The sequence below is a fragment of the Pseudomonas izuensis genome, from assembly GCF_002356535.2.
Classification (GTDB): Bacteria; Pseudomonadota; Gammaproteobacteria; order Pseudomonadales; family Pseudomonadaceae; genus Aquipseudomonas; species Aquipseudomonas izuensis.
Map to the genome: position 1 here is coordinate 4819141 of NZ_AP017423.2, position 13360 is coordinate 4832500.

General features: G+C 59.2%; 10 protein-coding genes and 2 rRNA genes (1 of these 12 cut by a window edge). 2 read left to right on the forward strand and 10 right to left on the reverse strand.

The window, feature by feature from the left end:
- Positions 1–77: 77 nt before the first annotated feature.
- From LAB08_RS21210 to LAB08_RS21240, 7 genes are all read right to left on the reverse strand, one after another.
- The gene (locus LAB08_RS21210; protein ID WP_096509857.1) at positions 78–1307 is read right to left on the reverse strand and encodes a Zn-dependent hydrolase; all 1230 of its coding nucleotides are present in this window, start codon (positions 1305–1307) and stop codon (positions 78–80) included.
- Positions 1308–1422: 115 nt separating this feature from the next.
- The gene (locus LAB08_RS21215; RefSeq protein WP_096509856.1) at positions 1423–2031 is read right to left on the reverse strand and encodes an RraA family protein; all 609 of its coding nucleotides are present in this window, start codon (positions 2029–2031) and stop codon (positions 1423–1425) included.
- Positions 2024–2416 (reverse strand): RidA family protein, encoded by a 393-nt coding sequence (locus LAB08_RS21220; RefSeq protein WP_096509855.1) that lies wholly within the window; start codon positions 2414–2416, stop codon positions 2024–2026. Before LAB08_RS21220 ends, LAB08_RS21215 begins: the two co-directional genes overlap by 8 nt.
- An 18-nt stretch (positions 2417–2434) precedes the next feature.
- Positions 2435–3814 (reverse strand): MFS transporter, encoded by a 1380-nt coding sequence (locus LAB08_RS21225; RefSeq protein WP_096509854.1) that lies wholly within the window; start codon positions 3812–3814, stop codon positions 2435–2437.
- Positions 3815–4045: 231 nt separating this feature from the next.
- Positions 4046–4987, reverse strand: a complete 942-nt coding sequence (locus tag LAB08_RS21230) for a 2-hydroxyacid dehydrogenase (protein WP_172901575.1) — start codon at positions 4985–4987, stop codon at positions 4046–4048.
- Complete coding sequence (locus LAB08_RS21235) at positions 4984–5739, reverse strand: class II aldolase/adducin family protein (protein ID WP_096509852.1); 756 nt, start codon at positions 5737–5739, stop codon at positions 4984–4986. Before LAB08_RS21235 ends, LAB08_RS21230 begins: the two co-directional genes overlap by 4 nt.
- Entirely contained in the window at positions 5736–7037 is a 1302-nt protein-coding gene (locus LAB08_RS21240; RefSeq protein ID WP_096509851.1) for an MFS transporter, read from the reverse strand. The genes LAB08_RS21235 and LAB08_RS21240 overlap by 4 nt, the downstream gene beginning before the upstream one ends.
- Before the next feature lie 153 nt (positions 7038–7190).
- Here LAB08_RS21240 and LAB08_RS21245 point away from each other — a divergent pair, with 153 nt between their 5' ends.
- Entirely contained in the window at positions 7191–8150 is a 960-nt protein-coding gene (locus LAB08_RS21245) for a LysR family transcriptional regulator (RefSeq protein WP_096509850.1), read from the forward strand.
- Positions 8151–8162: 12 nt separating this feature from the next.
- On the opposite strand, the gene mrdA is transcribed toward LAB08_RS21245, so the two are convergent.
- Entirely contained in the window at positions 8163–10055 is a 1893-nt protein-coding gene (gene mrdA / locus LAB08_RS21250) for a penicillin-binding protein 2 (RefSeq protein WP_096509849.1), read from the reverse strand.
- Positions 10056–10311: 256 nt separating this feature from the next.
- Between mrdA and LAB08_RS21255 the strand changes: the two genes are divergently transcribed.
- Complete coding sequence (locus LAB08_RS21255) at positions 10312–11235, forward strand: TIGR03571 family LLM class oxidoreductase (RefSeq protein ID WP_096509848.1); 924 nt, start codon at positions 10312–10314, stop codon at positions 11233–11235.
- A 113-nt stretch (positions 11236–11348) separates the two neighbouring features.
- Here the strand turns inward: LAB08_RS21255 and rrf are convergent.
- Positions 11349–11464, reverse strand: a 5S ribosomal RNA gene (gene rrf, locus LAB08_RS21260).
- A 155-nt stretch (positions 11465–11619) separates the two neighbouring features.
- Positions 11620–13360: ribosomal RNA gene (locus tag LAB08_RS21265) — 23S ribosomal RNA — on the reverse strand (it continues 1151 nt past the right edge of the window).

Sequence of the window (13360 nt, forward strand, 5' to 3'; positions counted from 1 at the left end):
GAGGCCGGCACATTCAACATTGATGGCGACTGACCCACCGCTATCGCGAGCAGGCTCGCTCCCACATGGGCCTGCGTTCAGTCAACTTTCCCGGCGCGGGCCAGCACGGCGTTGAGCAGCACGTCCGTGCCCTGGCGCACATCTTCGGGCAACACATCTTCGGCTTCGTTGTGACTCAAGCCGCCCACGCACGGGATAAACACCATGGCCGTCGGGCAGAACCGTGCCAGGTGAATCGCGTCATGCCCGGCACCGCTGACGATAGATTGCTGAGCGTAGCCCAGCGCATCCACCGCCTGCTGAACTGCCGCCACGCATTCGGCATCGAACGGCGTGGCCGGGCTGATCCAGTGCGGAGTGATGGTGAGGTTCAAGCCGCGACCGTCAGCAATTGCCTGCAGCCGCGCACGCACCTGTTGCTCCATGGCGGCGATGGCTTCGTCGCGGTGATGACGCAGATCGACGGTGAAATCCACCCGCCCCGGAATGGTGTTGCGCGAGGACTTGTTGATGCTCAACTCACCAACGGTGGTCAGGCCTTCGGGGGCGAAATCAGTCGCCAGGCTTTCAATGGCCTGGATCATCCGCGCCACGCCATACAAGGCGTCCTTGCGCAGCGGCATTGGCGTCGTACCGGCGTGGGCGGCCATACCTTCGACCCGCACGTCGAGCCAGCGGATCGCCTGGCCACCGCTGACGACGCCGATGCTCTTGGCGTTGTCTTCAAGGATCGGCCCTTGTTCGATGTGCGCCTCGAAATACGCATCCACCGCGCCGCCCAGCGGTCGCTCGCCGGCATAACCAGTGCGCTGCAACGCTTCGGCAACACTGATGCCGTCCACGTCACGCACCGCCAGCGCCGTGTCCAGATCCATGATCCCGGTGAACACCGCCGAACCGAACATTGCCGGGGTGAAGCGTGCGCCTTCTTCGTTGGTCCACACGGCCACTTCCAGCGGCTTGCGGGTTTTAATACCCAGATCGTTGAGGCAGCGCACCACTTCCAGGCCGGCGAGCACGCCGTACACGCCATCGAACCGACCACCTTCGGGTTGGGTGTCGAGGTGGCTGCCCATCATCACCGGCGCAGCCTGCGGATCAGTACCGGCGCGGCGGGCGAACAGGTTGCCGATGGCATCCACGCTCAGGGTCATGCCGGCTTCACGGCACCAGTGGGCAAACAATTCGCGACCGGCCTTGTCTTCATCGCTCAAGGCCAGGCGGCAGCTGCCGCCACGGGCGGTGGCGCCAATTTCGGCCATCGCCATCAGACTCGCCCAGAGGCGTTCGCCATTAATCTTCAACATGAGTTTCTCCAAAAAAAGTTCAAAACGACGCGATATCTGTAGGAGCCGGTTGCCGGCGAAGGCGTATTCGAAGGCGCTACAGGTCGCCAGGCCGCCCTCGCTGGCAAGTCAGCTCCTACAGTAAGACCTGCGCCACCGGCTCACCGGCGCGCAGGCGCTCAAGCAAGCGAGGCTCGGCGCGGTCCGATGCCAGTTCCTGCTCGATAACCGACGTCGCTGTTGCCGTGTCGAGAAACAACACGCCGTTGCCATCCGCCAGCACCAGGTCCCCCGGATGCACTGTCACACCGGCACAGTGGACCGGCTGATTGATCTGGCTGTCACCGCGACCATGCAATTTGGTGGTCAGCAGGCTGGTGCCACGGGCGAACACCGGCAGCCCGGCCTCGCGCAGTTCAAGCAGGTCGGTCACTGCACCGTCCACCACGATGCCCACTGCCCCGGCGCAACGTGCCGCGCAACTGGTGACCGCGCCGACCGGGGCGTGCCGATGATCGCCGCCGGTGTCGATCACCAGCACATCGCCCGGCCTTATTTGCGCCAGGGCCTGGTTGACGGCGATGGCGTCGGCGCCCACCAGTTTCAGGGTCAATGCCCGGCCCACCAGTTTCACGTTGGGCACCATGGCCCGCAGTTGCGGGTCGGCAAAACCCTCCTCCAGAAAATGCCCGAGGGTGGGGAAGCTCACAGCCTTGAGCTGTTCGATCAATTGCGACTCATCCATGTTGTGGCTCCCTGGCAATCAGTTCGGCGACACAGTCGATTTCCAGCGAAACGCCCCACAGCGCCACGCACACAGTGGTCCGTGCAGGCGGCGCATGGCCGAGAAACTCGCGGTACACCGCGTTGAACGGCTCCAGTTGCGCGGGATCGGTCAGGTAGGCGTTGACCTTGATCACGTGGCTGAAATCGGAGCCGGCCTCGATCAGGATCGCCTCCAGATTGCGCAAGGTTTGTCGCACCTGCTCGGAAAAATCCTCGGGCTGTTCGTCAAGATTGCTGCGAGCCGGAATCTGCCCGGCGGTGAACACCAGGTGGCCGCTGACCACGGCCTGGGAGTAAGGGCCGACCGGGCCGATATAGCCTGGGGCCGATTGAATTCTGCGCATGGGGTTGAACTCCGGGATTCAGGCCGTAGCCGATTTGAGAGGTTTGCCGAGGGCGGGATCGCCTGCCGTGACGAGGCCCGGGATTTCGCTGATGTCCCTTTTGAAGGTCTCGGTCAGCAACAACAGCGCTGCCAGCGAAATCAATGCCGCGCCGATCATGTACCAGGCCACCGAGGAGCCTTTGCCCGTCGCGGCCAGCAGTGCAGTCGTGACAATCGGTGTGGCCGCGCTGCCCAGCAGACCGGACAACATGTAGCTGATCGACAGCCCGGAATAGCGCACCCGGGTGCCAAACAGTTCGGCGAGGAACGTGGCGATCGGCCCGTAATTGGCGGCAAACGCGGTCATCAGCAACAGGTAACCGAAGACCACCATCGGCAGCTCTTTGGTGTCCATCAACCAGAACATCGGGAACGCCACCAGTGCTTCGGCAATGATGCCGCCGACGATGATCGGCTTGCGTCCAAAACGGTCCGAGAGCGCGCCGAACACCGGCAACATGACGATGCACCAGGCGCAGGACAGCAACACAACGCCGAGCATCACACTGCGGCTGAAGCCGAGGTTCTGCGTGCCGTAGGTCAGGCCGAAAGCGACGATGATGTTGAAGGATGCGCCAGTGGACATGGTGGCAATGCCGCCCAGCACCACTTGCTTCCAGTATTTGCGGAACACTTCCGCCAGGGGCATTTTCACTTGCACGTCGGCCTCCTTGACCTTGTTGAAGGCCGGGGTTTCCGAGATGTTCAGGCGGATGTACAAACCGACGGCAATCAGCAGCACGCTGGCCAGGAACGGGATGCGCCAGCCCCAGGCCAACAGGTCTTCAGGGGGCATCCAGGCAGCGATCAACAAGAAGGCCAGGTTGGCGATCAGGGTCCCGGCCGGCACGCCGATCTGCACCCAGGATCCGTACAAGCCGCGCTTGTTGGCCGGCGCATGTTCCACCGCCATCAGCACCGCCCCGCCCCACTCGCCGCCCAGCGCCAGGCCCTGGATCACCCTCAGCAGCAACAAGAGGATCGGCGCCCAGATGCCGATGGTGGCGAAGTCAGGCAACAAGCCGATAGCAAAAGTCGCCGCGCCCATGGTGAGCAGCGATATCAACAGCATCGACTTGCGTCCCAGGCGGTCACCGAAATGCCCGAACAATGCCGCGCCGACGATTCGCGCCAGGTACGCCGAAGCGAAGGTGCCGAAGGCCAGCAACGTACCGATCAGCGGCACGAAATCCGGAAAGAACACTTTGTTGAATACCAGCGCCGAGGCCGTGGCAAACACGAACAAGTCGTACCACTCCACGGTGGTGCCAATGACACTGGCTACCGCGACTTTTTTCATGCTGATTGCAACTTCCGGTGGTGCGCCGGACTTTTCTGCGGACGATAGATCGCTCATCACTGTCTCCAGGAATTTATGTAATTGTTTTGAACTGGCAGTAAAACGGTTGAGGCGAAGGTTGTTGTTATGGCTGCGGGGGAAGCTCGTTCTTACCGGTTATGCAATCCCCCTGTAGGAGCGAGCCTGCTCGCGATGGTCGTTAACGATTACGCGTGTTTACTGGTTAAACGCGGTGTTCTTGGGTTCATCGCGAGCAGGCTCGCTCCTACAGGGGATTTGCGTAGTTGGTTAATAACCCAGTATTCGGTCGGCGCAGTTGAGTAACGGCTCGCCGGTATTCAGGCGATGGAAGTTTTCCGCCACTTGTTCGGCGATGCAGTCATGGGACGCCGCCGAAGCCATGTGCGGGGTGATGGACACGCCGGGCATCGTCCAGAGGCGGTTGTCGGCTGGCAGTGGTTCCTGCTCGAAGACATCCAGCAAGGCGCCGCGCAGTTGACCGCGTTTGAGTGCTTGTTCGAGGTCGTCGATGTTCAAATGCCCGCCACGCCCGCAGTTGACCAGTGCCGCGCCGTTGGCGAGCCGTTCGAACGTTGCACGCCCGAGAATGCCGCGAGTCTCGCTGGTCAGCGGTAGCAGGTTGATCAGCAACTCCACGCCGTCGAGAAACGGGTTGAGTGTCTCCGCACCTGCAAAGGTGTGCACGCCCGGTAGATCCTTGCTGCGTCGGGCCCAGCCACGTACGTCATAACCCGCGGCAGCCAGATCCAGAGCGATGGCACTGCCCAGCGAACCGAGCCCCATCACGCCGACCCTGAATTGCCCCGCCGACCGTTGCAGCGGCCGCTCCCAGTGCTGCTCCCGTTGTTGCGACAACACCTGGTCGAAGCCGCGGTGATAGTGAATCACCGCCCAGCGCACGTACTCGGTCATGCCCTGGCGATGGCCCGGGTCGACCACCCGGCAAATCGGCAAGTCCGGACACGATGGGTCGTGGTCGAGGTGATCGATACCGGCGGCCACCGAGTGAATGACTTGCAGATTCGGCAACGCAGCAAGGCTGCCCGGCAAAGGAAACCAGCACGCCGCCATTTGTGCGTTGGCTGCCCGCGGGTCATCGGCCAGCACCGTTGTGAGTTGCGGCGCACTACGGGCAAACGCGGCTTGCAATTGCTTGAGCAACAAGGTGTCTCGGGACAGCAACACCACGGTATTGATGACTGCACTCATGACAAATAGGACTCACGCTGGGATTCAATCAGGGTCAGTGCGGCCTCCCAGGCCAGGTCGATGATGTTGTCCTGCTCATCACGGTCAAACTGTTCGGCGGTGTGCGCGCAGACTTCCGGCGACGGGTAATGCAATGCCGACCCGCCGGCCAGTGCCTGGACCTGGGCCTGACAGGCACGCTCGAGAAAATGAATCTCCTGAAACGCCTGGGCCACACCCGAACCACCGACCAGCAAGCCGTGATTGCGCAAGATCATCGCGCGATGCGGGCCGAGGTCGGCGATCAGACGCTCACGCTCATCCAGCGACAACGCGATGCCTTCATAGGTGTGATAGGCCAACTTGCCGTAGAACTTCAGCGCGTGCTGACTGATCGGCAGCAAGCCTTGTTTCTGCGCGGCGACCGCCATCCCGGCTGCGGTGTGGGTGTGAATCACGCAATTCAGATCCGGGCGCGCCATGTGGATCGCCGAATGAATGACGAAGCCGGCGGCGTTGACCCGGTGACCTTCGTAGGTCGGGTCGACCACCCGCCCTTCCTGATCAATGCGCACCAGATCCGAGGCGCGCATGCGGTCAAAGATCACTCCATAACGGTTGATCAGAAAGTGATGCTCAGGCCCCGGTATACGCAGGGTGATGTGGGTGTCGATCAGGTCGGTCATGCGAAAGTGCGCGACCAGGCGGTACAGCGCCGCCAACTCGCAACGGGCTTGCCATTCAACCGCGTCCATGTGTGCAGGTTTACTCACGAATACACCTCTTTAGCAGCGTGGGTGACGACCGGGTTGGCGCGCAGACGGGCCAGGCCGCAAACACCGATCAGGGACAGGGCCGATAGCAAGGTGAAGAACACCGCCAGCGGCAACCATTGTCCGGAAAACTTGCTCGCCAACAGCGTGCCGATCAGCGGCGTGGTGCCACCGGCCAGGGCGCAGGCCAGTTGGTAGGCGATAGAAATGCCCGAGTAGCGCAGATGCACCGGGAAGGCCTGGGTCATGTAGCCAGCGATCACCGCGTACAGCGCCGAGAGAATCACCACCGCCAGGGCTATGCCGACGGTCATCAGCACAATATTTTGCGTACCGACCAGCAGGAACATCGGGTAAGGCGTAACCATGCACAGCAGCGCAACCAGTTTGAGAAAACGGCCTTCGCCGATGCGTTCGGCCAGCAGCGCCGAGACCGGTTGCGAGAGCAACTGAATGATGGTCACCAGGAACAGGCAATCGAGAATCGTCGAGCGCGGGATGCCCTGATACTGGGTGACATAGGTGATCATGAAAGTGTTGGTGAAGAAGAAACCGGCCGAACCGATGGTCACGGCTGCCGCGGCGAACAGGATCTGCCGCCAGCAAGTGCGGATCACCTCCATGACCGGGTATTTGGCGGTTTCGTTGTTGTCCTGGACCTTGGCGAATTCCGGCGACTCGTGAACGCCGGAACGGATCAGCAGACCGACCATCATCAACACGCCGCTGGCGAGAAACGGCAGCCGCCAACCCCAGGCGAGGAATTCTTCCGGCTCAAGGGAGGTCACCAGGCGAAAAGCGATCAGAGCCAACAGCAACCCGGCGGGACTGCCGAGCTGGGCAAACGATGCGTAGAACGTCTTGCGTTTGGCCGGCGCGTGTTCGCTGGCCATCAGCACCGCGCCGCCCCACTCGCCACCGACCGAAATACCCTGGATCAAGCGCAGCACGATCAAACCGGCCGGTGCCCAGCTACCGACGCTGGCGTAACTGGGCAACAGACCGATGCCGGCGGTGGCGATGCCCATCAGGGTCATGGTCACCAGCAGCATTTTCTTACGCCCGAGACGATCCCCCAGATGGCCAAACACCATGCCAGCCATGGGCCGGGCAATGAAGCCGACGGCAAAACTGCCGAAGGCAGCCAGGGTGCTCATCACCGGATCGCTGCTGGGGAAGAACACTTGCCCAAGCACCAGCGCCGCCGCGGTGGCGTAGATGTAAAAATCGTAGAACTCGATGGTCGTGCCAATGAAGGCGGCGGCCGCGGCTCGGCGCGGTTGGGGGGTAGTGTGCATGCAAGAACCCTGTGTACTTATAGTTTTGGGCAGGTGTTAAGGCTGTGACGGTTGCGCTCTGTGGCGCTTGTGGGCTTTATCGCTTCCATGCCAGGATTAGTCAATTTTCAAATTCTTATCTTTACTATTAGCCACGCTACTACATGGATTTTTATGTCCTCCATTACCAATCCTTGGGTCGGTCGACGCTTTCTGAACGATCGCCTCGACTGGAACCTGCTGCGCACCTATCTGGTCATCGGCCAGGAAGGCAGCATGAGCCGTGCTGCCGCACGCCTGCATATCACGCAATCGGCGGTCAGCCAGGCGCTGAAACGTCTTGAAGAACAACTGGAATGCGTGTTGATTGCCCGCAGCGGTCGGCGCTTTGATCTGACGGAAACCGGGGAAGAAGTCCTGCGCATTGCGGCGGATATCTACGGTGATATTTCGCGTCTGGGTACGGTGGTAGAGAGTCGCCACGATGACGTGGTCGGTAAAATTCGCATCCTCACCGTCAGCGGCGTGCAAGCGCGCCATTACGACGAGTTCCTTGCCGATTTCCATGAAACCCACCCGAAAATCGAACTGGAAGTCGAGGTGATGGGCAGCTCGAACATCATCAGTTCACTGCTGCAAAAGACCGCGACCATCGGCGTCGGTCTGTGCCGTTTGCCGCAGCCGCGACTGGAGCAACGGGTGTTGTTCCGCGAGACCTATGCGTACTTTTGCGGTCAGCGTCATCGATTGTTCGGACAAGAGAATTTAACGCTGGAACAGTTGGCGACGGAAAACTTCGTCAGCTTCACCAGCGATCAACTGGGGGGTAATCTGTCACCCCTGACGCTGTTCCGCGACCAGCAAGGCTTCACCGGCAAGATCGTCGCATCATCTACCAGTTTCGAAGAAATTTATCGCCTGATCTGCGCAGGTTATGGCATCGGCTGCCTGCCGACGCACCTGGTTCGACGGGATGTCGAACAGGGCCTGCTCTGGCCCTTGCCGCCGGAAAACGGAGTGGTGGATTTTGATATCCATCTGCTGTGGAATCGCGAACAGAAAATGAGTCAGGCCGAAACGGTGTTCCTGGAGAGCTTCCAGCACATGCTCAGCATCCGTGAGCCTGTGCTGTGAAGCCTTGATGGTTTAGACGTGTGGATCGCCTGGCGCCTTGCTTGGCGCTGCGTATTGCGGCTTCAGGTGCCCGTCCTGATCGAGTAGCCAGGCGTCCATGATCTGCCGTACCACGGGACCGGCGACGCGACCACCGGCCTCACCGTTTTCGATCATCACCGAAATCACAATCTTCGGATGCTCGGCCGGGGCGAAGCCGACGAACAAGGCATTGTCGCGGTTACGCTCGCGGGTCTTCTCCCGGTTGTAACGCTCGCCCTGCTTGATCGCCACCACCTGCGCGGTACCGCTCTTGCCGGCAATGCGGTACTGCGCCCCCACGGCGGCCGCCCGGGCAATCCCGCGGGCATCGTGCATCACCATCTGCATGCCATGGTTGACCTGCTCCCAATCACGCGGATTCTTGAGCAGAATGTTCGGCATCGGATGCTGGTCCACCGGCGCGACGCCGTCTACGGTCTGGGCCAGGTGTGGACGGTTCCATACACCTTTGTTGGCGATCAGCGCCGTGGCCTGGGCCAGCTGCAGCGGCGTGACCTGCATGTAGCCCTGGCCAATGCCAAGGATCACGGTCTCGCCCGGGAACCACGCCTGGCGGCGTGTGGCGCGCTTCCAGGCTTGAGATGGCATCAGACCGGGCGACTCTTCGTACATATCCAGGGAAACTTTCTCACCCAGACCGAACATCGCCATGTAGTCATGCAGGCGGTCGATGCCTAATTTGTGGGCCAGGTCGTAGAAATAGGTATCGTTGGAACGCATGATCGCCGCGTCCATGTCCACCCAGCCGTCACCGCTGTGGTTCCAGTTGCGGTACTTGTGATCGTAATCCGGGAGTTGGTAGTAACCCGGGTCGAATACCCGGGTCTGTGGCGTGACAATACCGGCATCCAGACCGGCAATCGCGACTTCCGGCTTGATGGTCGAGCCCGGCGCGTAGAGGCCGCGTAGCACGCGGTTGAACAGCGGCCGGTCGATCGAGTCATGCAGCGCCGCATATTCCTTGAAGCTGATACCGGTAACGAACAGATTCGGATCGAAACTCGGCTTGCTGACCATGGCCAGCACTTCACCGGTCGACGGATCGAGTGCAACCACGGAGCCACGACGATCGCCCAAGGCTTGCTCGGCGGCTTCCTGAAGTTTGACGTCGAGGCTCAGTACGATGTTTTTGCCAGGTATCGGGTCGGTGTGCTTGAGCACTCGCAGCACGCGTCCCTGGGCGTTGGTTTCCACCTCCTCATAACCGACATGACCATGCAGTTCCGACTCGTAGAATTTCTCGATCCCTGTCTTGCCGATGGATTGAGTGCCGCGGTATTCGACCGAATCCAGAATCTTGGACTCTTTCTCATTGATTCGTCCGACGTAGCCGATCGAATGGGCGAAGTGCTCGGCCAACGGATAATGGCGTACGAACTGGGGTTCTACATCGATGCCCGGCAACCGGAACTCGTTGACGGCCAGCACCGCGATCTGTTCTTCACTCAGCTCATAGAACAGCGTCACTGGCACGAACGGATGCCGCGCCTGCTTCATTGCCTTGTCGAACAGTGTGCGGTCTTCAGCAGGCAGGTGCAGCAGGTTGACCACCTCGTCCAGTTCTTCTTTGACATCGGATGCGCGTTCGCGAGTGATGGTCAGGTTGTAGCTGGGCCGATTGTCCGCCAGAACGACGCCATTGCGGTCATAGATCAAGCCACGAGTGGGGGTGATCGGCAGGACGTGGACGCGGTTGTTTTCGGATATGGTGGAGTGATAGTCGAATTCCACCACCTGCAGGATATACATGCGCACCACCAGCGCGCAGGTAATGGCGACGACGAACAAGGCGCAGGCCATCAGTCTTTTGTTGACCAGCCGCGTCTCTTTTTCGTGGTCCTTGATCGGTATCGGTTCGGGCATTTCTTTGGCAACTCTTTGAAAAGACAGTGCCGATCCGTGGGCCGCAAATCAGTCCTTAAAAAAGGAGTTGCACCCTATCAAAAACCGACCGGTCAATTTAGTGCGATTTCCTCTAACGGGGGTTCTGGAGGGTGAAGAGTTTTTCATCCAGGCAGCAGACTCGTGCGTTTCACTCAAGATTGATATTCCCATTCATGCGTTTTTCCGGGTGACCGGGCTGTAGATACTCGGTGCATGTTTTATTGGGAGTCTTCTCATGCATCCACGATTTCAACGATTACTGGGTTCGAACGGTTTTTCCATCGGCCTGGAACTGCCACTGGATAATGACTGGTCCAGCGACGGTCAGCGGCGGCGGGTTGCCGAAAACCGCCCCTTTGGTGTGCCCGACCTGAAACAACACGCAGCCATGGCCCGCCTGGCCGACCAGTCCGGCTTCCGAGCGCTGTGGGTTCGCGACGTACCGGTTTACGATCCTCATTTCGGCGATGCCGCGCAGGTGTTCGAAACCTTTTCCTACCTGGGTTACCTGGCAGGTATCACCGATAACATCATGCTGGGTACGGCGGCAGTTGTACTCCCGCTGCGCCAGCCTTGGCTGACACTCAAGTCTGCCAACAGTATCGATGAGTTGAGTGATGGGCGTTTGCTGCTGGGCGTAGCCAGCGGTGACCGCCCGATGGAATATCCGTTGTTTGGCGTGGATTACGATCAGCGTGGCGAAATCTTCCGCGAAACCGTTGAGTTGCTGCGCAGCCAGGGCGAAGGCCGCTTGCCCGACGGTGCACGCCTGCTTCCGGAGCGCGAGCAACCAGTTCCGTTACTGGTGGCTGGCCTCGGCCAACAATCGCCAGCCTGGATTGGTCAACACATGGACGGCTGGCTCGCCTACCCCGGCACGCCGGATGAACATCGTCGTCGAGCAGGATTGTGGCGTGAGGTGGGCGGCGATAAACCCTACATCAGCTTTGTCCATCTGGATCTGTCGGCCAATCCCCATGCGCCGATGCGTCGTGTTCGCTACGGTGGTTGCTGTGGGCGATTGGCGTTGATTGACGAACTGCAGGCATTGCGTGAGGCAGGCGTACAACATGTCGGCCTGCATGTGCGTCGCAGCGAGCGAGAGGTCGCTGAAGTTATTGAGGAGATTGCAGAACACGTGCTGCCAAAGTTTCACTGAGGTTCCAGGAGTGAGGGACAGCCATCAGGCTGTCCCTTTTTTCGTCGCACCACTTTCCTGCGGGCAAAACAAAACCCCTACCTGCATACGCAGATAGGGGTTTCGGAATTTAATCTTGACGATGACCTACTCTCACATGGGGAAACCCCACACTACCATCGGCGATGCATCGTTTCACTGCTGAGTTCGGGATGGGATCAGGTGGTTCCAATGCTCTATGGTCGTCAAGAAATTCGGGTACCGAATCGTGGCCGGTTGGCCGCGCTTCAGCAAATTGGGCAGGTGATAGAATCGGTGTTTTGTGAGCGTCGAACTTTCGGTTCGTTTCGTCTTCACACACCGCAATCTGGTCTCTTTCGAGTTCGCAAATTGCTTGGGTGTTATATGGTCAAGCCTCACGGGCAATTAGTATTGGTTAGCTCAACGCCTCACAGCGCTTACACACCCAACCTATCAACGTCGTAGTCTTCGACGGCCCTTCAGGGGACTCAAGGTCCCAGTGAGATCTCATCTTGAGGCTAGTTTCCCGCTTAGATGCTTTCAGCGGTTATCTATTCCGAACATAGCTACCCGGCAATGCCACTGGCGTGACAACCGGAACACCAGAGGTTCGTCCACTCCGGTCCTCTCGTACTAGGAGCAGCCCCTCTCAAATCTCAAACGTCCACGGCAGATAGGGACCGAACTGTCTCACGACGTTCTAAACCCAGCTCGCGTACCACTTTAAATGGCGAACAGCCATACCCTTGGGACCGGCTTCAGCCCCAGGATGTGATGAGCCGACATCGAGGTGCCAAACACCGCCGTCGATATGAACTCTTGGGCGGTATCAGCCTGTTATCCCCGGAGTACCTTTTATCCGTTGAGCGATGGCCCTTCCATACAGAACCACCGGATCACTAAGACCTACTTTCGTACCTGCTCGACGTGTCTGTCTCGCAGTCAAGCGCGCTTTTGCCTTTATACTCTACGACCGATTTCCGACCGGTCTGAGCGCACCTTCGTACTCCTCCGTTACTCTTTAGGAGGAGACCGCCCCAGTCAAACTACCCACCATACACTGTCCTCGATCCGGATAACGGACCTGAGTTAGAACCTCAAAGTTGCCAGGGTGGTATTTCAAGGATGGCTCCACGCGAACTGGCGTCCACGCTTCAAAGCCTCCCACCTATCCTACACAAGCAAATTCAAAGTCCAGTGCAAAGCTATAGTAAAGGTTCACGGGGTCTTTCCGTCTAGCCGCGGATACACTGCATCTTCACAGCGATTTCAATTTCACTGAGTCTCGGGTGGAGACAGCGCCGCCATCGTTACGCCATTCGTGCAGGTCGGAACTTACCCGACAAGGAATTTCGCTACCTTAGGACCGTTATAGTTACGGCCGCCGTTTACCGGGGCTTCGATCAAGAGCTTCGCGTTAGCTAACCCCATCAATTAACCTTCCGGCACCGGGCAGGCGTCACACCCTATACGTCCACTTTCGTGTTTGCAGAGTGCTGTGTTTTTAATAAACAGTCGCAGCGGCCTGGTATCTTCGACCGGCGTGGGCTTACGCAGCAAGTGCTTCACCCTCACCGGCGCACCTTCTCCCGAAGTTACGGTGCCATTTTGCCTAGTTCCTTCACCCGAGTTCTCTCAAGCGCCTTGGTATTCTCTACCCAACCACCTGTGTCGGTTTGGGGTACGGTTCCTGGTTATCTGAAGCTTAGAAGCTTTTCTTGGAAGCATGGCATCAACCACTTCGTCACCCAAAGGGTAACTCGTCATCAGCTCTCGGCCTTGGAATCCCGGATTTACCTAAGATTCCAGCCTACCACCTTAAACTTGGACAACCAACGCCAAGCTGGCCTAGCCTTCTCCGTCCCTCCATCGCAATAACCAGAAGTACAGGAATATTAACCTGTTTTCCATCGACTACGCTTTTCAGCCTCGCCTTAGGGACCGACTAACCCTGCGTCGATTAACGTTGCGCAGGAAACCTTGGTCTTTCGGCGTGGGTGTTTTTCACACCCATTGTCGTTACTCATGTCAGCATTCGCACTTCTGATACCTCCAGCAAGCTTCTCAACTCACCTTCACAGGCTTACAGAACGCTCCTCTACCGCATCACTTACGTGATACCCGT

Excerpts from the sequence above, each read along its gene's own strand:
- LAB08_RS21210 (WP_096509857.1), bottom strand. The coding sequence starts at position 1,307 with ATGTTGAAGATTAATGGCGAACGCCTCTGGGCGAGTCTGATGGCGATG.
- LAB08_RS21215 (WP_096509856.1), bottom strand. The coding sequence starts at position 2,031 with ATGGATGAGTCGCAATTGATCGAACAGCTCAAGGCTGTGAGCTTCCCC.
- LAB08_RS21220 (WP_096509855.1), bottom strand. The coding sequence starts at position 2,416 with ATGCGCAGAATTCAATCGGCCCCAGGCTATATCGGCCCGGTCGGCCCT.
- LAB08_RS21225 (WP_096509854.1), bottom strand. The coding sequence starts at position 3,814 with ATGAGCGATCTATCGTCCGCAGAAAAGTCCGGCGCACCACCGGAAGTT.
- LAB08_RS21230 (WP_172901575.1), bottom strand. The coding sequence starts at position 4,987 with ATGAGTGCAGTCATCAATACCGTGGTGTTGCTGTCCCGAGACACCTTG.
- LAB08_RS21240 (WP_096509851.1), bottom strand. The coding sequence starts at position 7,037 with ATGCACACTACCCCCCAACCGCGCCGAGCCGCGGCCGCCGCCTTCATT.
- LAB08_RS21245 (WP_096509850.1), top strand. The coding sequence starts at position 7,191 with ATGTCCTCCATTACCAATCCTTGGGTCGGTCGACGCTTTCTGAACGAT.
- mrdA (WP_096509849.1), bottom strand. The coding sequence starts at position 10,055 with ATGCCCGAACCGATACCGATCAAGGACCACGAAAAAGAGACGCGGCTG.
- LAB08_RS21255 (WP_096509848.1), top strand. The coding sequence starts at position 10,312 with ATGCATCCACGATTTCAACGATTACTGGGTTCGAACGGTTTTTCCATC.